Origin of the sequence: Mammaliicoccus sp. D-M19, from assembly GCF_022386695.1 — a bacterium.
GTDB lineage: Bacteria > Bacillota > Bacilli > Staphylococcales > Staphylococcaceae > Mammaliicoccus > Mammaliicoccus sciuri.
The window spans coordinates 143403-162718 of record NZ_JAJNHW010000002.1; the positions used below are offsets into that span (position 1 = coordinate 143403).

At 32.5% G+C, this 19316-nt stretch carries 18 protein-coding genes; 16 read left to right on the plus strand and 2 right to left on the minus strand.

The features are described from left to right. Positions 1-101 precede the first annotated feature (101 nt). The 3 genes from LQ675_RS06305 (at position 102) to LQ675_RS06315 (ending at position 4286) form a co-directional block, all read left to right on the plus strand. Complete coding sequence (locus tag LQ675_RS06305; RefSeq protein WP_048539547.1) at positions 102-1277, plus strand: MDR family MFS transporter; 1176 nt, start codon at positions 102-104, stop codon at positions 1275-1277. 291 nt (positions 1278-1568) lie between these two features. Then, on the plus strand, positions 1569-3953 hold the full coding sequence (gene leuS / locus LQ675_RS06310) for a leucine--tRNA ligase (protein WP_075578041.1): 2385 nt from the start codon (positions 1569-1571) through the stop codon (positions 3951-3953). Between the two features lie 21 nt (positions 3954-3974). After that, complete coding sequence (locus LQ675_RS06315; protein ID WP_048539549.1) at positions 3975-4286, plus strand: rhodanese-like domain-containing protein; 312 nt, start codon at positions 3975-3977, stop codon at positions 4284-4286. A gap of 552 nt (positions 4287-4838) precedes the next feature. Here LQ675_RS06315 and LQ675_RS06320 read toward each other — a convergent pair. Next, positions 4839-6098, minus strand: a complete 1260-nt coding sequence (locus LQ675_RS06320) for a BaiN/RdsA family NAD(P)/FAD-dependent oxidoreductase (RefSeq protein ID WP_048539550.1) — start codon at positions 6096-6098, stop codon at positions 4839-4841. 122 nt (positions 6099-6220) lie between these two features. On the opposite strand from LQ675_RS06320, the gene LQ675_RS06325 reads away from it, so the two are divergent. The 9 genes from LQ675_RS06325 (at position 6221) to LQ675_RS06365 (ending at position 15441) form a co-directional block, all read left to right on the plus strand. Next, the gene (locus tag LQ675_RS06325; RefSeq protein WP_239727217.1) at positions 6221-7855 is read left to right on the plus strand and encodes a putative polysaccharide biosynthesis protein; all 1635 of its coding nucleotides are present in this window, start codon (positions 6221-6223) and stop codon (positions 7853-7855) included. Positions 7856-7858: 3 nt separating this feature from the next. Continuing rightward, a complete protein-coding gene (locus LQ675_RS06330; protein WP_239727463.1) occupies positions 7859-8566 on the plus strand; it encodes a pseudouridine synthase in 708 nt (235 codons plus the stop codon). A 63-nt stretch (positions 8567-8629) separates the two neighbouring features. Then, positions 8630-9055, plus strand: coding sequence for a YtxH domain-containing protein (locus LQ675_RS06335; RefSeq protein WP_239727219.1), 426 nt, complete (start codon positions 8630-8632; stop codon positions 9053-9055). A 253-nt stretch (positions 9056-9308) separates the two neighbouring features. Beyond that, complete coding sequence (pepV, locus tag LQ675_RS06340) at positions 9309-10727, plus strand: dipeptidase PepV (protein ID WP_107610372.1); 1419 nt, start codon at positions 9309-9311, stop codon at positions 10725-10727. Next, the gene (gene dat / locus LQ675_RS06345) at positions 10724-11572 is read left to right on the plus strand and encodes a D-amino-acid transaminase (protein ID WP_048539554.1); all 849 of its coding nucleotides are present in this window, start codon (positions 10724-10726) and stop codon (positions 11570-11572) included. Before pepV ends, dat begins: the two co-directional genes overlap by 4 nt. Before the next feature lie 263 nt (positions 11573-11835). Further along, positions 11836-12627, plus strand: a complete 792-nt coding sequence (locus LQ675_RS06350) for a phosphotransferase family protein (RefSeq protein WP_025905270.1) — start codon at positions 11836-11838, stop codon at positions 12625-12627. 13 nt (positions 12628-12640) lie between these two features. Beyond that, positions 12641-13276: a tRNA (guanosine(46)-N7)-methyltransferase TrmB gene (gene trmB, locus LQ675_RS06355; RefSeq protein ID WP_048539555.1), complete on the plus strand. Its 636-nt coding sequence runs from the start codon at positions 12641-12643 to the stop codon at positions 13274-13276. Positions 13277-13409: 133 nt separating this feature from the next. Next, positions 13410-14252 (plus strand): YtnP family quorum-quenching lactonase, encoded by an 843-nt coding sequence (locus LQ675_RS06360; protein WP_239727222.1) that lies wholly within the window; start codon positions 13410-13412, stop codon positions 14250-14252. Continuing rightward, positions 14242-15441, plus strand: a complete 1200-nt coding sequence (locus LQ675_RS06365; protein WP_048539556.1) for a MalY/PatB family protein — start codon at positions 14242-14244, stop codon at positions 15439-15441. The genes LQ675_RS06360 and LQ675_RS06365 overlap by 11 nt, the downstream gene beginning before the upstream one ends. Before the next feature lie 63 nt (positions 15442-15504). On the opposite strand, the gene LQ675_RS06370 is transcribed toward LQ675_RS06365, so the two are convergent. Further along, on the minus strand, positions 15505-15819 hold the full coding sequence (locus LQ675_RS06370) for a hypothetical protein (protein WP_058592016.1): 315 nt from the start codon (positions 15817-15819) through the stop codon (positions 15505-15507). A 79-nt stretch (positions 15820-15898) separates the two neighbouring features. On the opposite strand from LQ675_RS06370, the gene LQ675_RS06375 reads away from it, so the two are divergent. From LQ675_RS06375 to LQ675_RS06390, 4 genes are all read left to right on the plus strand, one after another. Next, positions 15899-16975 carry a M42 family metallopeptidase gene (locus tag LQ675_RS06375; RefSeq protein ID WP_048539558.1) on the plus strand — a complete coding sequence of 359 codons (1077 nt, stop codon included), beginning with the start codon at positions 15899-15901 and terminating at the stop codon, positions 16973-16975. Positions 16976-17062: 87 nt separating this feature from the next. Then, positions 17063-17842, plus strand: coding sequence for an amino acid ABC transporter substrate-binding protein (locus LQ675_RS06380; RefSeq protein WP_048539559.1), 780 nt, complete (start codon positions 17063-17065; stop codon positions 17840-17842). Continuing rightward, positions 17823-18542: an amino acid ABC transporter permease gene (locus tag LQ675_RS06385; RefSeq protein ID WP_048539560.1), complete on the plus strand. Its 720-nt coding sequence runs from the start codon at positions 17823-17825 to the stop codon at positions 18540-18542. Before LQ675_RS06380 ends, LQ675_RS06385 begins: the two co-directional genes overlap by 20 nt. Beyond that, positions 18539-19267 (plus strand): amino acid ABC transporter ATP-binding protein, encoded by a 729-nt coding sequence (locus tag LQ675_RS06390; protein WP_048539561.1) that lies wholly within the window; start codon positions 18539-18541, stop codon positions 19265-19267. Before LQ675_RS06385 ends, LQ675_RS06390 begins: the two co-directional genes overlap by 4 nt. The last annotated feature ends 49 nt before the right edge of the window (positions 19268-19316 follow it).

The following is a 19316-nucleotide window of genomic DNA, read 5'->3' on the forward strand; positions in this document are numbered from 1 at the left end:
CTACAAACTTATCTAAAGCATTTTAACATATAATATTGAACTTTTGCAGAAAAAGGTTTAGACTATTAAAATTGACAAAATTTGAGAGGAGGTTGAAATCCTTGAGAATGCCGAAAATTGTTAAAATGCTCATCATAGGAATGGCGATCAATATTACAGGATCAAGTTTCTTATGGCCACTTAATACAATATATATGAATGAAGAATTAGGTAAGAGTTTAAGTACAGCTGGTATCGTTTTAATGATTAATGCATTCGGGAGTGTAATCGGGAATTTATTAGGCGGAAGTTTATTCGACAAAATTGGTGGGTTTCGTTCTATTATTTTTGCCTCTATTTTAAATATTTTAAGTTTAATCGGGTTAAACTTTTTAAATGATTGGCCATGGTATCCGTTTTGGCTTGTGATACTTGGTTTCGGTGGAGGCGTGATTGTGCCAGCTATTTATGCAATGGCTGCTGCAAGTTGGCCAAACGGAGGACGCACAACATTTAATGCAATTTATCTTGCTCAAAACTTAGGTGTTTCTATTGGGGCTGCAGCAGGTGGGTTTGTAGCGGACTTTAGCTTTAATTATATTTTTATGGCGAACTTACTACTATATGTCGTATTTATCATAATTGCTTTAAAATATTACAACATAGATTTAGATATTCATTTGAAAAATGATGAAGGCATCACGAGTGCTATGCAAGTTAAAGATAAAAGTAAATTTACTGCACTTATACTTCTATGTGTTATGTTTAGTTTATGTTGGATTGGTTATGTTCAGTGGCAAACGACAATTGCGACTTATACACAATCAGTTGGTATATCCTTGAAACAATATAGTTTCCTTTGGACAATAAATGGTATATTGATTTTAGCAGGACAACCTTTAATTGCACCGTTTATCAATAGATTCAAAGAGAAATTGAAATTACAAATGTTTATAGGGCTAACGATTTTTATTTTAAGTTATGTGATTACAAGCTTTGCTGAACAATTTACAATGTTTGTTGTAGGGATGGTTATTTTAACATTTGGAGAAATGTTTGTATGGCCAGCAGTACCTGCAATTGCAAATAAATTAGCACCTAAAGGCAGAATGGGTGCATATCAAGGTATTGTAAACGCATCTTCAACAATAGGAAAAGCATTTGGGCCAGTTGTAGGTGGCGTAATAGTTGATATGTTTGATATGAAAATGATGTTTTACAGTATGATATTACTTATTTTAATAGGTTATTACTTCTTATACATTTATGATAGAGGTATTTCAAAGCAAGATACATGATATTAACAAATAAGACTTGCAAAATATATTGAAATTGCATAATATTAGGATGTATATAAGAAAAGTAGCTTTAATGCGAATCTTAAGAGAGTCAGTGGTGCTGAGAACTGATGATATCCATTAAGTGAACTTATGAACGATTCATTATTTATTAAAAGCAATCTTAAACCATATAAATGAAGCGCACTTAATTGTGAATTCTGGGTGGTACCGCGGCATATTTATTCAAGTCGTCCCAACTGTTATGATGGTTGGGATGGCTTTTTTTTATTTTATAGGAGGAACGGACAAATGAATTATAATCATCAACAAATCGAAAAGAAATGGCAAGATTTTTGGGCAGCTAACAAAACATTTAAAGCTAACGATAATCTTGGACAAAAGAAATTTTACGCTTTAGATATGTTTCCATATCCATCTGGCGCTGGTTTACATGTAGGACATCCTGAAGGTTATACTGCTACAGATATCGTCTCAAGATATAAAAGAATGCAAGGGTATAATGTACTTCACCCAATGGGATGGGATGCATTTGGTTTACCAGCTGAGCAGTATGCTATTGATACAGGGAATGATCCTAAAGAATTTACAGCTAAAAATATAGCGACTTTTAAAAGACAAATTCAAGAGCTAGGTTTCTCATATGACTGGGATAGAGAAGTGAATACAACTGACCCAGATTACTATAAATGGACACAATGGATTTTCATTCAATTATATAATAAAGGATTAGCATATGTTGATGAAGTAGCTGTAAACTGGTGCCCAGCGCTAGGTACAGTGTTATCTAATGAAGAAATTGTTGATGGTGTTTCAGAACGTGGAGGACATCCAGTTGTTCGCAAACCTATGAGACAATGGGTATTAAAAATCACTGAATATGCGGATCGTCTATTAGAAGATTTAGATGAATTAGATTGGCCAGAATCTATTAAAGATATGCAAAGAAACTGGATTGGTAGATCTGAAGGTGCTGAATTAAAATTTAATATTGATAATACAGATTTATCATTTGAAGTATTCACAACTCGTCCTGATACGATTTACGGTGCAACTTTTGCTGTACTATCACCAGAACATCCTTTAGTAGATTTAATTACGACTGAAGGTGAAAAAGAAGCGGTTGAAGCATATAAATTAGCAGCTTCTCGTAAATCTGACTTAGAAAGAACAGATTTAGCAAAAGATAAAAGTGGTGTATTCACTGGAGCATTTACGACAAACCCATTCACTGGCAAAAAAATGCCGATTTGGGTTGCAGATTATGTGTTAATTAGTTATGGAACAGGTGCTGTTATGGCAGTTCCAGCACATGATGAAAGAGATGCTGAGTTTGCAGAGAAATTCAATTTAGATATCATCACTGTATATGATGATGATGGTAAAATGATTGATTCAGATGCATTAAATGGATTAACAAAAGAAGAAGCAGTACCTAAAGCGATTGAATTACTTGAAGAAAAAGGTATCGGTCATAAAAAAGTAAGCTATAAATTAAGAGATTGGTTATTTAGTAGACAACGTTATTGGGGTGAACCAATTCCAGTTATACATTGGGAAGACGGTACAATGACAACAGTTCCTGAAGAAGAACTTCCACTAATTCTACCTGAAACAGATCAAGTTAAACCATCAGGTACAGGAGAATCACCATTAGCTAATATTGATGAATTTATTAATGTTGTAGATCCTAAGACAGGTATGAAAGGGCGTCGTGAAACGAATACGATGCCACAATGGGCAGGTAGCTGTTGGTATTATTTAAGATATATTGACCCACATAACGATGAACAATTAGCTGATCCTGAAAAACTTAAACACTGGTTACCAGTTGATTTATATATCGGTGGTGTAGAACATGCAGTGCTTCATCTATTATATTCAAGATTCTGGCATAAAGTGTTATACGATATCGGTGTAGTTCCAACTAAAGAGCCTTTCCAAAAATTATTTAACCAAGGTATGATTCTTGGTGAAGGTAATGAAAAAATGAGTAAATCAAAAGGTAATGTCGTTAACCCTGATGATATTGTACGTTCTCATGGTGCTGACACATTACGTCTATATGAAATGTTCATGGGACCTTTAGATGCTGCAATTGCATGGAGTGAAAATGGACTAGACGGTTCACGTCGTTTCTTAGATAGAGTATGGCGTTTATTTGTTACAGAAGAAGGGAACATTACGGATAAGGTCGTTGAAAGCGAAACACCAGACCTAGATAAAGTCTATAACCAAACAGTTAAAAAAGTAACTGAAGACTTCGATACACTAAACTTCAATACTGCAATCAGTCAAATGATGGTATTCATCAATGATTGTTATAAACAAGATCAAATCAGCAAAGCATATGCTGAAGGTTTTGTAAAAATGTTATCACCAATTGCGCCACACATTTCTGAAGAATTATGGCAAAAACTTGGTCATAACGATTCTTTATCTTATGAAGAATGGCCAACATTTGATGAGTCACTACTAGTAGATAACGAAATAGAAATTGTTATCCAAGTTAACGGTAAACTAAAAGACAAAATCAAAATTTCTAAAGATTTAACTAAAAATGAAATGGAAGCAGTAGCAATGGATAATGAAAAAATCAAAGAAGCGATTGAAGGTAAAACAATCCGTAAAGTGATTGCAGTTCCACAAAAGTTAGTTAATATCGTAGCAAATTAATCAATTAGGAGTGTTCTAGTTATGAAAGAAATTACAGTAACAGAATTAGCAAACAAAATTACATCTAATAATCCAATTAATATAGTTGATGTGAGAGAAGATCATGAAGTAGCATTAGGTGTAATCCCTGGCGCTAAGCATATTCCAATGGGAGAAATTCCAAATGAATTAAATCATTTCTCTAAAGACCAAACATATTATATTGTTTGTGCAGGTGGCGTTAGAAGTGCTCGAGTAGTTGATTATTTAAATGACCACGACATTGATGCAGTAAACGTAGAAGGCGGCATGAATGAGTGGGGCGACGATGGTTTAGAAAACAAAAGAGTTTAATGAAGAAATAGATAAGGCTGAGACATTTAAAATGTCTCAGCCTTAAATAATGTGTGAATATAATATAGGTTAAAGTTAGTAACAATTCCAAGTAGTTTTGTAAATAAGCCCTCCGTTAGTAACAAATCCAAGCAGTTTTGTAAATAATGGCGTCGTTAGTAACAATTCTAAGGAGTTTTGTAAATAATGGCGTCGTTAGTAACAATTCTAAGGAGTTTTGTAAATAATGGCGCTGTTAGTGACAATTCCAAGCAGTTTTGTAAATAAGGCCCCTGTTAGTAACAATTCTAAGCAGTTTTGTAAATAAGAGCGCCGTTAGTAACAATTCTAAGGAGTTTTGTAAATAAGGACGCTGTTAGTAACAAATCCAAGCAGTTTTGTAAATAAGGCCCCTGTTAGTAACAGATCCAAGCAGTTTTGTAAATAAGGCCGCCTTTAGTAACAATTCCAAGCAGTTTTGTAAATAAGGAGGCCGTTAGTAACAAATCCAAGCAGTTTTGTAAATAAGTACACCACATACCAAACACTAAACTATATACATTCTATAGAATTTTAATCATTAAATTGTGCGGCATTATAGCCTGCTACATACCCAGTGACAAGAGCGCTCGTAATATTATAGCCACCTGTATACCCATGGATATCTAGTACTTCACCTGAGAAGTAAAGCCCAGCACATATTTTGGATGCCATTGTATTGGGTTCGATTTCTTTAATATTAACACCGCCACCTGTTACAAAAGCTTTATCAAGTGGGAGTGTACCATTTACTGTGAATGTAAATGATTTAAGGTTTTCCACGAATGTTCGGATGGCTTGTTGAGATAGGTGATGGTATGTCACATCTAAATCAATACTTGACTGTTGTAAGATAAAATGTAAATATCTTTCTTGGACTAGTCCTTTTAGTGCATTTTTAATCGCTTTATTAGGTTCGTCTTTTAGTTTTTTTACAATTTGTTGTTCTAAGTCATGTGTTTTGATTTCTGGAAAGGCATCTATAGACATTTGTATGTCTGTTTTCTTTTGAGATTTTTGTTCTTTATACACAAATTGACTACATCTTAATGCTGCAGGTCCTGAAATACCAAAATGTGTAAATAACATGTCCATTTGATGTGTGATTCTAGGTTTACCATTTTTTTTGAGTACGGATAGTCCAACATTTTGTAAACTTAATCCTTGTAGTGTTTTGTTTTTAATGAATGGTTCACTTGATTTGATCGGTACTTCTGTTGGAAATAGTTCTGTTATAGAATGTCCTAAATTCTCAGCGAATTTATACCCATCTCCTGTCGATCCAGTATGTGGCACACTGCAACCACCTGATGCGATGATAACAGCCTTTGAAGGAATAAATGTACCATCTTGTAGAGTGACGCCTGTTATTTGTTGATTTTCACTTTCAATAGATGATACTGTAGTTTCTTGGCGTATTTCTACACCATTTTGTTTAATGGAATCAACTAGTGCATCAACAACATCTTGAGCGCGATTAGAAACAGGGAACATTCGACCGTGATCTTCTTCTTTTAATTGTACAGATCTAGATTCAAAAAATTGTATAATTGATTCATTGTCGAATGTTGAAAATGGACTATATAAGAATTTTCCATTACCAGGAATGTTTTTTATAATTTCTTCATAAGGTAAGCGGTTCGTAACATTACATCTACCGCCACCAGATATGCGGAGCTTTCGTCCTAAGCCTTTTTTCTTTTCGAGTAGCAAGACGTTTTTACCATTTGAACTTGCACTATATGCGGCCATTAAACCACTAGGTCCAGCGCCGATAATTATTGTATGATACATAAGTTACCTCCATAAATCGATGTAATAATATTTTAACGAATAATGTGTCTTTAAAAAAGTAGTAGAATAGAAATAAACCTGTTATTATTAAATTTAAAAGTAAATTAGATAGGGATGAAATTATGTCAGAAAGTAAAGCGCTAGTAAGGGGAACCTTCCTGCTTACTGCAAGTATTTTAATAACAAAAGTAATTGGTATTCTTTATTTAATACCTTTTTACGCTATTATAGGCGATGAAAAAAATCTTGCTCCATTTACATATGCTTATCAACCATACACAATCATGATAACAATAGCAACTGCGGGCGTTCCTTTAGCAGCTGCGAAATATGTATCTAAATATAACGCATTAGGTGCTTATAATGTAAGTAGAAAATTGTACCGGTCAAGCTTTTTAGTTATGACAGTATCAGGATTTATCGGATTTTTATTACTTTATTTCTTATCACCAACTATTGCTCAATTAACATTAGCGAATAAAGGTGGCATAGAAGGTGGTTGGAGTATAGAAGATATTACAACTGTTATTAGAACAATTAGTTTTGTTGTATTATTTATTCCATTACTTGCAACATGGAGAGGTATTTTCCAAGGATTTAATTCAATGGGTCCAACAGCTGTATCTGAAGTAACTGAACAAGTAGCGCGTATCGCATTTATACTTGGCGGAAGTTATATTGTATTAAATGTAATGGACGGTTCTGTGTTAATGGCCAACCAAGTTGCAACATTTGCTGCAGGTATCGGTGCAATTATTGCATTATTGACTTTACTTTATTTTTGGATGAAGAGAAGACATTTAATAAAAGCAGAAGTTGAACAAGATACAAGTGATATTGATGTTTCGTATATCAAAATATATAAAGAAATCATTAAATACAGTATACCATTTGTAATTGTAAGTTTATGTTTCCCGATTATAAACTTAATCGACCAATTTACACATAATACTGGATTAGCGATGGCAGGTGTAGGTAGTGAATTACAAGATATTTATTTCACAATGCTGAGCATGACAACTAATAAAATTGTTATGATTCCAACATCTCTTGCAGCAGGATTTGCAGTGAGTTTAGTTCCATTTATTACGAACACATATAATTCAGGTAGAATTGATGCAATGCATCATCAAATTAGAAAATCATTAGGCGTATTGCTATATTTAACAGTTCCAGCATCACTTGGCATTATGGTATTAGCACAGCCTTTATATAATGTGTTCTATAGTTATAATCCAATGGGTACAGAAATATTATTCTGGTATGCACCAGTTAGTATTTTAATTGCATTATTATCAGTAACAGCTTCAATGTTACAAGGTATTGATAAACAAGCTTTAACAGTTTGGATCGTTATTGCTTCATTAGTTATCAAAGCAGTTATAAACTTACCACTAATTATGGTATTTCATACATTAGGTGCTGTCATTGGTACGGCAATCGCATTACTAGTAGCTGTTATATTAAATTGTGTCGTCCTATATAAATATGCAGACTTTAAATTTAATATCACAATTTACCATACGTTAAGAATTACTTTCTATACTATAATCATGGTATTATTCGTTGAGTTAAGTTTCTTTATTGTGTCACTAATCATTGATCCAACATCAAAATTAGGTGCGCTGATTACGCTAATTGTCGGTGGATGTGTAGGTGTAATTGTATATGGTTATTTAACAATGCGTTCACGTCTAGCGGATGAATTTTTAGGTGATTTGACTGCTAAAATTAGACGCAAAATTAAGTGGGTGTAAATGATGAGATTAGATAAATTTTTAGCAAATTCAGGTATCGGAACAAGAAAAGAAGTTAAAAAGTTTCTAAAGAAAAATCTTGTTTCCGTTAATGATGAGATCGTTAAGAAACCTGAAATGCATATTAATCCAGAAGATGATGTTATAACATTTGATGATATCCCGATAGACTATGAACCAGTTGTATATTTAATGATGAATAAGCCAGCTGGATTTGTTTCAGCGACAGAAGATGATGAACATGAAACAGTCATTGATATTGTCCCAGAATATATGCACTTAGATTTATTTCCGGTTGGTCGTTTAGATAAAGATACAGAAGGTTTATTACTTCTAACAAACGATGGTAAATTCTCGCATCAACTTATGAGTCCAAAACAAAAAGTCGCTAAAAAGTATTATGTTGAAGTGTCTGGTCACATTTCAGATGATGCAATAGATATTTTTAAAGCAGGCATAGATTTAGGTGACTTTACATCTTCTCCAAGTGAATTAGAAATTGTAGAAAATGGAGAAGAGTCTATAGCTTATGTTACGATTTATGAAGGTAAATTCCACCAAGTTAAGAGAATGTTTCATGCGATTGGTTGTGAAGTAACGTATTTAAAACGTGTTCAAATAGCTGATTTAGAACTTGATGAACGTTTAGAACTTGGTGAGTATAGGCATTTGTTAGAAGAAGATTTTAAACTTTTAAATTTATCTGTTTAAAATGTTTAGAAAGATTTTCTCGGGGTATTATAATAACTATTAATTAAATAGAGGTGGATACAAATGGCTAAAAAAGCAGGATTATTTAGAACGTTAGTAGTATTAGGTGGAACTGCAGCAGCAGTTGTCTTATCTAAAAAAGAAAATAGAGATAAATTAAAAAATGAATACGGGAAATATAAAGAAGATCCAGAGAATTACAAAGAAAATGCTAAGCAAAAAGCAAACGAACTAAAAGGTAAAGCACAAGACGAGTACTCTAAATATAAAGAAGATCCAACTTCTTATAAAGAGTCAGCTAAAGAAAAAGCGAAAAATGAATTCCAAAAAGCAAAAGAAGATCCAAAAGGTTATGCATCAAATGCTAAATCTCGTCTAAAAAAAGAAGATGAAGATCCAACTGAACAAAGAGAAGCTAAATTTGACGATGAAGGCGGAACTGCAAACAACAATTTAAGAGTTGTTAAAGAAGAAGATTTGAAGAAATAATTTTCTCCTTATGTTCAATATTGACTAAAACTAGGGCAACTTATTTGTCCTAGTTTTTTTGTTAACAACTTTCATCTTGTCGGGAAATAATAAGATTCAAAAAAATATTTTTATATAAGACTTTAGTCGTACGTAAAAGGAAATAACTTTATGTATAAAAAATTAAAAATTTATCGGTAATTCTATTTCATATTTACAAAAATATCATGTATTATATAGATAACTATTCAAGTTAAGAAAGAGATGATTTTCGATGTGGAGAAATAAAATTAAAGAATATGAACAAGATATTATAAATGATTTAAAGGGGCTATTAAGCATCGAAAGTGTTAGAGATGATGCAGCAAGTACATACGATGCGCCAGTTGGACCAGGTCCAAAAGAAGCGTTAAATTATATGTACAAGTTAGGAGAAAGAGATGGATTTTCTCATGTTGATATAGATAATATTGCAGGTAGAATTGAAGCGGGTAAAGGTGATGATTTATTAGGTATACTTTGCCATGTTGATGTTGTGCCAGCAGGTGCTGGATGGGATTCTAATCCGTTTGAACCTGTAGAAACTGAAGATGCAATCATTGCAAGAGGTACACTTGATGACAAAGGACCAACAATTGCAGCATACTATGCCGTTAAGATACTTGAAGATATGAAAGTCGAATGGAAAAAAAGAATACATATTATTGTAGGTACTGACGAAGAATCTGATTGGAAATGTACAGATCGTTATTTTGAAACAGAAGAAATGCCTTCTGTAGGTTTTGCACCAGATGCAGAATTCCCTTTAATTCATGGAGAAAAAGGGATTGTAACATTCAACATCACTCAATCTGGATATGTGGAAGATAATGATGAGCCTGAAGTAGAGCTCAAAGCATTCTTCTCAGGTGAAAGATTCAATATGGTACCAGATACTGCTCAAGCTAAATTACTTATAAAAGAACAAATGACGAATGTTGTTCAGAAATTCGAATCATTTTTAAATGAACATGAGATTGAAGGCGAAACGACAATTGATGAAGGTTTCTTAAACATCGTTGTTCACGGTAAATCAGCTCATGGTATGGATCCTACATTAGGAGTGAATGCTGGCTTATATCTTATTCAATTCTTAAATGAATTAAATTTAGATAAATACGCGAGCTCATATGTGAAATTTGCAAATGAATATTTAGTTGATTCTCCAAAAGGTGAAAAAATGGGTATGAAGTTTGCTACGGAAGAAATGGGGGAAGTGACGACTAATACAGGTATTATGAGTTATACAGATGTAGATGGTGGTCAATTTGGTATTAATTTAAGATATCCCGAAGGCTTTAATTTCGACCAATCAATGTCTCGTTTTTCTGAAGAAGTGAAAGAAAAAGGCTTCGAAATTGAAATGGATAAACACCAAGTTCCGCATTATGTAGATAAAAACGATCCATTTATCGAAAAGCTATTATCAGCATATCGCAATCAAACAGGTGATCAGTCCGAGCCATTTACAATCGGTGGGGGGACATATGCTAGAAACTTAGATAAAGGTGTGGCATTTGGTGCCATGTTTAAAGAATCTGAAGATTTAATGCACCAAAAAAATGAATATATCACGAAAAAACAATTATTTAATGCAACTGCAATTTATTTAGAAGCTATATACAATGTCTGTGTAAAGGGTGATGATGAATGAATTATATTTATATAAATGATGAGTTTGTTGATGAATCTGAAGGTAAGATTAGCTATTCTGATAGAGGTTATAACTTTGGTGATGGCATATATGAATACATACGTATATATGAAGGCAAGGTATTCACATCTAAAGAGCACTATGAAAGATTATTTAGAAGTGCCAAAGAAATTGGACTTAATTTAGACGCATACTCTGTTGAAGGTTTAACAGAAGTGACGAAAGAATTAGCAGCAAAGAATAATGTTGTAAATGGTGGCGTGTATATTCAAGTGACACGTGGTGTTGCGCCTCGAAATCACCCGTTTCCTGATGCTAGTACAAAGCCTGTATTCTCAGCTTTTTCTAAAAGCTATGACAGACCATACGACGAATTAGAAAATGGCGTTAAAACTATAACAGTTGAAGATATCAGATGGTTAAGATGTGATATTAAGAGTTTGAACTTATTAGGTAACGTGTTAGCAAAAGAGAAAGCTACACAAAATGATGCAGCTGAAGCGATCATGCATAGAGGTGAAACAGTTACTGAAGGTAGTTCAAGCAATGTTTATGCGATAAAAGGTGGCAAAATTTATACACATCCTGCAAATAATTTAATTCTTAATGGTATTACTAGACGTGTTATAAAAGAATTAGCTGACGATTTAAATATTCCATTTATTGAAGAATCATTTACATTAGATTTCTTAAATGATGCTGATGAAGTGATTATTTCAAGTACATCTATTGAAGTAATGCCAGTTGTGCAAGTAAATGATCAAAAAATAGGTGACGGAAAAGTCGGACAAATTACGAAGCAATTACAAAATGCATTTAATAATTATATAGAGTCAAAATCATAAAAATTTTTTAGTGTAATTTTAATATCTTAAGTAATTCAAGTGGATACTGAATTTATAAGACTTATTGTATATGAATAGGTTCAAAATACTCCAAAGTTTTCATTTATGAGGTTGAAATCTTAACCGAAAGATAATAAAATTTATATCAAGCGCACTAAAATTACAAAAATAAAACAAAAATTTTTAAGATTAAAATATGACTCTTGAAAAACAATATTCTTGAGTCTTTTTCTTTTTCTTTAATTGAAAGTGAGGTGGATAGGTTGGAACATTTTTATCAGTTAGGTTGGACATTAGACTCAGCAGGTGGTGCATCTGGTGAAGCATATATGGCAGAACAAGATGGCCGCAAGCTCTTCCTAAAACGTAATTCAAGTCCTTTCTTAACAGCGTTATCTGCTGAAGGTATCGTTCCAAAATTAGTTTGGACTAAAAGAATCGAAACAGGAGAAGTTGTGACTGCACAACATTGGAAAAATGGTAGAGAGTTAGTCCAAGATGAAATGAATTCTAACCGTGTTGCCAAACTTCTGAAAAAAATACATTCTTCTAAACAATTATTAAATATGCTTAAACGTATGGAAATGAAACCTATGCATCCAGAGATTTTATTTAATAAAATTAACAGCTCATTGTCACGACATGTATTGTCTAATCGCACTGTGAGAAAGGCATTGTTATATCTAGAAGATAACATGCCAACATTAGACAGTAGATTCTATACAGTCATACATGGAGATGTAAATCACAATAATTGGCTTTTATCTGATCAAGACGAACTTTTCTTAGTAGATTGGGAAGGTGCAATGATTGCTGATCCTGCTATTGATATCGGAATGATATTATATACTTATGTTGATGAGAAAGATTGGTCAGATTGGCTAAGTATGTATGGCATTAATGATACGCACGATTTAAAGAAACGTATGAAGTGGTATACATTAATTCAAGCTATCGCAATGGTAGAGTGGTATGAAGAGAAAAAACGTTATAAAGATATGAATGATTGGTTACACTTCTTAAATGAAGTGATGACAAGAAATGTATTTATATAAGGAGTAACTTTGAATGAGAATGAGAAATAAACCTTGGGCTGATGATTTCTTAAAGGATCATCCCAATATAGTAGATGTAGATCTTAATCATCAATATAAGATGGCAGAATGGTTTGATAAAGATCAACCCATTCATATTGAAGTCGGAACTGGTATGGGTAGATTTATTACTGAGACTGCTAAACAGAATCCTAATATCAATTACGTAGCAATTGAAAAAGATAAAAATGTTATGGTCCGTGTTCTTGAAAAAGTTAAAGAAATGGAATTAAACAATATTAAATTGATTAATCAAGATGCTAAATTATTAACAGAGTATTTTGTTGAGAATGAAGTTTCAAGAATTTATTTGAATTTTTCTGATCCATGGCCTAAGACAAGACATGCTAAAAGAAGATTAACTTTTTCTAGCTTTTTAGAAATTTATCAACACATTTTGAATAAAGATGGGCAAATACATTTCAAAACAGATAATCAAGGGTTATTTGAGTATAGTTTAGAAAGTATGTCTCAATATGGTATGTCATTTAATTATATTAATTTGAATTTACATGAAGATGAGCCTGAAGATAATATCCGTACTGAATATGAAGATAAATTCTCTAGTAGAGGCTTTAGAATCTATCGTATGGAAGCAAGCTTTAAATAAGGAAGTTGGAATCGCTTTTGATTCTAACTTCTTTTTTTACGTCTTTTTTAACTAATGTGTTGTAGTAATCATCAAAGATGTTCATTACTCTAATTAGTGATAAAATAATAATAAATGATTGGAGGGGAATTTCTTGTTAAATATAGGTGAATTTAAATTATATCCATTACAAGGTGGTATTACTCAAATGGATGGTGGTGCAATGTTTGGTGTGGTCCCAAAAGCGTTGTGGAGTAAAAAATACCCACCTAATGAACTTAATCAAATACCTCTCGTAACACATCCAATATTCGTTCAAACAGATGAACACAATATAATAATTGATGCTGGGATAGGTAATGATAAATTAACAGACAAACAAAAAAGAAACTATGGTACAACTTATGAAAGTGATATAAGTAACTCATTAAAGCAATTTAATTTGACCATTGATGATATTGATATAGTTTTAATGTCTCATATGCATTTTGATCATGCTTGTGGCCTGACAACTACAGATGGTCAATCAGTATTTAAAAATGCAACAATTTATACATCACAAATTGAATGGAATGAATTGAGAGCCCCAAATATAAGAAGTAGCGCTACATATTGGGAACAAAATTATAAAGGTATTGAACATCAAGTTGTAACATTTGTGGATTCGATGGAAATCGTTCCAGGTATTAAAATGATACATACTGGTGGTCATAGTGCTGGTCATAGTGTCATTGAAATTGAAAGTAATGATATGAAAGCTGTGCATATGGCTGATATCTTGCCTACATTAGCTCATCTTAATCCTTTATGGGTTACAGCCTATGATGATTATCCAATGGATTCCATAAATGCTAAGGAGAGACTTTTACAAAGATATATTAAAGAAGATTATTGGTTCGTGTTCTATCATGATGCCAATTATTTTGCGCTCAAACTTGATGAACAAACGAAGGGAATTAAAGAAGAAATGAGAAGGGATGATTTAATTGAAATATAATTTTGATGAAGTGATTGATAGAAGGGGAACAGCAACAGTAGCATATGATGGACAACGTAAAGTTTATGATTATGAGAACTTAGAACCATTTTGGATTGCAGATATGGATATTAAGACACCTGATTTTATTATCAACCATTTGAAAAACAAATTAGATCAAGCACATTTCGGGTATTTAGTGTGGAAACAAGAAGCATACTTAAGTGCGATTAAAAATTGGTACAAAACGAGATTTTCTGTAAATATCCAAAAGAATGATATATATTATGTTCCGAGTATTTTGTTTACTGTAACTGAAGTTATACGTGAGTTTACGAAAGAAGGTGAAGGTGTGTTAATACATACACCTTCATATAATGCCTTTTTAAATTTAATTGAAGGTAATAAAAGAGTGGCCGTCGAATCTCCATTAGTTGCAACGGATAACGGTTATGAGTTAGATAAAGAACAATTTGAAGAAATGGCAGTACGTGATGATGTTAAAGTGTTAGTACTGTGTAGCCCTCATAATCCAACAGGTAAAGTTTGGACGAAAGAAGAATGTGCATTTATGAAAGATGTGTGTGAAAGACATGGTGTCTTTATTGTTTCTGATGAAATTCATATGGATTTTGTGAGAAGTGAAAATGGATTCTATTCAATGACAAATGAAATGACTTTAGATTCTCCAATTCTTGTTGTCACTGGTTTAGGTAAAACATTTAATTTAGCAAGTTTAGCAAGTAGTTATATGATTACAAAACATCGTTATTTCACATTACAATTCAATCGTAAATTGGCAACATATTATGGATTGTCAGCTGCAAACACATTGGCTGTTGAAGCAGTTAAAGTAGCCTATAATGAAGCAGGTGAATGGGTAGATCAATTAAATAATCATATTGAAAAGAATATGACTATCTTAGATGAATTTATTAAAAGTGAAATGTCTGATCAGTTATCGTTTATCAAACCTGAATCGACATATTTAGCTTGGGTAGACTTTTCTAAAAGTGGTTACATAGAAAGTGATGTTCAAAAAGCATTGCAATCTGTAGGGAAACTTGCAACAGGGATCGGCCATTCCTACGAGCTCGGAGAAAGTCATCATTTCAGAATGAATTTAGCTTGTAGCGAAGAAAAATTAAGAAGTGGTTTAGAATCTATTAAAAAATCATTCGATGCACTAGATCACGGTGAAGTTGAATAATTTTCAGTTAAAAAAAGAGTCTGAGGTTTAAATTAATCACTCAGACTCATCTTTTTAAGCTTATTAAATTTCAAATATATCAATAACTTGGCCATTAAAGGCATCGGCGATAAATTCATAGTGAACTTGTTTACCATCATTATTAACGGTAATACCACCATGTACAACTTTAGTTTCAATGCCGAATTTTTGGTAGGTCTTTGGGATATGTAATATATAAGAGGCTTCAACATTATTAAATTGTGCTTTGACTTGTTTAAGGATTTCTTCACAACTATATGGCTTATATTGCTTAGCATATACGATAGAAGCAACAATACCTATACCAGTAAAAACGGACAATAATAAAATGAAAAAGCGTAACTTATTGTTCTGCATGACCATGCCTCCTTCTATTTAAGTTAAGTTTAACACAAAGACTGAATGATAGATAAATATTTCAATAAGGAGATTTACAATGACACAAATTAGACAAGAAACACTTAATAGAATGAAAGTATTAACAGAATTACATGCTGTACCTGGATTTGAAAATGAAGTACGTGAATATTTAAAAGAAAAAATGGCACCATTTGTTGATGAAATTATCGGTGATAATATGGGCAGTATTTATGGTGTGAAAAAATCTAAAAAAGAAAATGCTCCTAAAGTATTAGTAGCAGCTCATATGGATGAAATTGGCTTTATGGTTACTGAAATGACAAAAGAGGGTATGTTAAAGTTCACACCACTTGGCGGTGTGTCATCAGATGTATGGTTATCACAAACACTACAGTTAAAAACTCGTGACGGTAAATACTATAACGGCGTAGTTGGCAGTATCCCTAAACATTTTAGAACTGGTAAAGAGTCAGGTGTATCTATTGAAGATATGCTTTTAGATGTTGGTGCAGAAAGCATTGATCAATTAAAAGAAATGGGCATTAAAATTGGTGATACAATTGTTCCAAGTACGAATTTTGAACAACTTACAGAGAATAGAATACTCGCTAAAGCATGGGACAATAGATATGGCTGTTTAGTTGGATTAGAGTTATTGGAAGCCGTTAAAGATGAAGAGCTTGATGTCGATTTATATGTAGGTGCAAATGTTCAGGAAGAAGTTGGTTTAAGAGGTGCTTCAGCAAGTGTGAATTTAATCAAACCAGATTTAGCATTAGTTGTGGATTGTTCACCTGCAAATGATATGAAAGGACATGTCGGCTTATCTGGTGCTTTAGGAAAAGGTGTATTAATTAGAATATTAGATCGTACGATGATTTTATCTGAAAGAATGAGAGATTATTTAATTGAAATGGTTGAAGAAAAAGAAATTAATCATCAATACTTCCAATCACCAGGTGGTACTGATGGTGGAGAAATTCATAAAGCTCTAACAGGTATCCCAACTGCGGTAATAGGTGTTTGTGCTAGATATATCCATACAAGTAAAGCTATTTACGATGCAAGAGATTATGAAAGTGCAAAATTATTACTTAATGAAATCGTGTTAAATTTAAGTTCAGAAAAGATTGAATATTTGAAATTTAAATAGTCCAGATTTTAGTAATTGACAGTAGTTGTAATTCGGTCTAAAATATGTTTATTCCGATTTGGATACTAAGAATAGAGGGATGTATATATGAAAAAGGGTATATTTTTAATTATTGCATTAATTGTTGTGTTAGCTGCATGTGGAAACAGCAACGACAAGAAAGAAAGTAGTAAGAAAGATGATAAAACAATTGTAGTAGGTACAGAAGGTACGTATTCTCCATTTAGCTTTCATGACAAAAATGATAAGTTAACTGGATATGATGTAGAAGTAACAAAAGCAGTTGCTAAAGAAATGGGATACAAAGTTGAATTTAAAGAAACACAATGGGATTCAATGTTTGCTGGGTTAGATTCAGGACGTTTTGACATGATTGCTAACCAAGTTGGTATCAACGATGAAAGAAAAGCAAAATATAAATTCTCAGATCCATACACTTATTCAAATGGTGTATTAGTAGTAAATGAGAATAATAAAGACATCAAATCATTCGACGACGTTAAAGGTAAAAAATTAGCACAAACTTTAACATCTAACTATGGTAAACTTGCAAAGTCTAAAGGTGCAGATATTACTAAAGTAGACGGCTTCAACCAAGCGATGGATTTATTACAATCAAATCGTGTTGAAGGTACTTTTAATGATAATATTTCATATTTAGATTATAAAAAGCAAAAACCTAACGCTAAAATAAAAGCAATTCAAGGTGATGCAGAACAAAGTCAATCTGCATTTACATTTAGTAAAAAAGAAGATGACAAAGTGATTAAAGATTTTAATAAAGGTCTAAAAACTTTAAAAGATAATGGCGAATTAGAAAAAATAAGTAAGAAATGGTTTGGCGCTAATGTTTCAGAGCCTAAATGATGAGCAACTTCATGCATTAAATGCTGCCAAACAAGCATTTCTACCGATGTTAGAGGGTCTAGTTAAATATTCTATTCCTATTACTTTAGTTACTTTTGTGCTTGGTTTAATCTTGGCATTAGTTACAGCATTAATGCGTATATCAAGTAGTAAAGTTCTAAAAGGGATTGCACGTTTTTATGTTTCAATCATTCGTGGTACACCTATGATTGTTCAATTATTCATTATCTTTTACGGAATCCCTGAGATTGGTAGATTGGCAACAGGAAATGCAGACAATCAATTGACTTTGTCACCTGTCATAGCTGCGATAATTGGCCTTTCTCTTAATGTAGGTGCATACGCATCTGAGATTTTAAGAGGTGGAATTATGTCTATTCCGAAAGGTCAAACTGAAGCTGCCTACTCGATTGGTATGAATTATAAACAAACTGTACAAAGAATTATATTACCTCAAGCAATTAGAGTTTCAGTACCTGCATTAGGTAATACATTCTTAAGCTTAATTAAAGATACGTCTTTACTTGGGTTTATTTTAGTAGCAGAAATGTTTAGAAAAGCGCAAGAAGTAGCATCTACAACATATGAATTCTTAACGATTTATTTACTAGTAGCGATATTATATTGGATCGTATGTTTTATCATATCAATCGTTCAATCTTACTATGAATCTTATATTGAAAGAGGGTATCGTTCATGATTGAACTTCAAAATATTAAAAAATCATTTAATGATAAAGAAGTCATCAAAGGGATTAATCTTTCAGTAGATAAAGGTGAAGTGATTACTTTAATTGGAAGATCAGGTTCGGGTAAGACAACTTTATTGAGAATGATGAATGCATTGGAAATTCCGACTGAAGGTACTGTAGTTGTTAATGGCGAAACGTACACAGCAGATAATAAGAAGTCACAAATTAAAGTACGTAAACAATCAGGTATGGTGTTTCAAAATTACAACTTGTTTCCACATAAAACAGCAATTGAAAATGTTATGGAAGGTTTAATTACTGTTAAAAAAGTAAATAAGCAAAAAGCATATGACGAAGCACTTCAACTTTTAGAAAAAGTAGGATTAGAAAGTGTTAAAGATCAAAGACCTCATGCTTTATCTGGTGGTCAACAACAACGTGTGGCGATTGCTAGAGCATTGGCAATGAATCCTAAAGTCATGTTGTTTGACGAACCGACATCAGCATTAGACCCAGAGTTAGTGAATGATGTATTAAAAGTTATTAAAGATTTAGCTAATGAAGGTATGACGATGGTCATTGTTACACATGAAATGAGATTTGCAAGAGAAGTTTCTGATAGAATGATTTTTATTCATGATGGTTTAATTGGTGAAGAAGGTAAACCGGAAGAGATGTTTACTCAACCGAAGACAGACGCATTGAAGAAATTTCTAAATGTTATAGAAGTATAAAGTTTCTAAATACACATGTTATTATTTTAATTTAAATAATGACATGTGT

Bases quoted from the DNA above. Each gene is read 5' to 3' on its own strand.
- leuS (WP_075578041.1), top strand. From the start codon at position 1,569: ATGAATTATAATCATCAACAAATCGAAAAGAAATGGCAAGATTTTTGG.
- LQ675_RS06315 (WP_048539549.1), top strand. From the start codon at position 3,975: ATGAAAGAAATTACAGTAACAGAATTAGCAAACAAAATTACATCTAAT.
- LQ675_RS06320 (WP_048539550.1), bottom strand. From the start codon at position 6,098: ATGTATCATACAATAATTATCGGCGCTGGACCTAGTGGTTTAATGGCC.
- LQ675_RS06325 (WP_239727217.1), top strand. From the start codon at position 6,221: ATGTCAGAAAGTAAAGCGCTAGTAAGGGGAACCTTCCTGCTTACTGCA.
- LQ675_RS06330 (WP_239727463.1), top strand. From the start codon at position 7,859: ATGAGATTAGATAAATTTTTAGCAAATTCAGGTATCGGAACAAGAAAA.
- LQ675_RS06335 (WP_239727219.1), top strand. From the start codon at position 8,630: ATGGCTAAAAAAGCAGGATTATTTAGAACGTTAGTAGTATTAGGTGGA.
- pepV (WP_107610372.1), top strand. From the start codon at position 9,309: ATGTGGAGAAATAAAATTAAAGAATATGAACAAGATATTATAAATGAT.
- dat (WP_048539554.1), top strand. From the start codon at position 10,724: ATGAATTATATTTATATAAATGATGAGTTTGTTGATGAATCTGAAGGT.
- trmB (WP_048539555.1), top strand. From the start codon at position 12,641: ATGAGAATGAGAAATAAACCTTGGGCTGATGATTTCTTAAAGGATCAT.
- LQ675_RS06370 (WP_058592016.1), bottom strand. From the start codon at position 15,819: ATGCAGAACAATAAGTTACGCTTTTTCATTTTATTATTGTCCGTTTTT.
- LQ675_RS06375 (WP_048539558.1), top strand. From the start codon at position 15,899: ATGACACAAATTAGACAAGAAACACTTAATAGAATGAAAGTATTAACA.
- LQ675_RS06380 (WP_048539559.1), top strand. From the start codon at position 17,063: ATGAAAAAGGGTATATTTTTAATTATTGCATTAATTGTTGTGTTAGCT.
- LQ675_RS06385 (WP_048539560.1), top strand. From the start codon at position 17,823: ATGTTTCAGAGCCTAAATGATGAGCAACTTCATGCATTAAATGCTGCC.
- LQ675_RS06390 (WP_048539561.1), top strand. From the start codon at position 18,539: ATGATTGAACTTCAAAATATTAAAAAATCATTTAATGATAAAGAAGTC.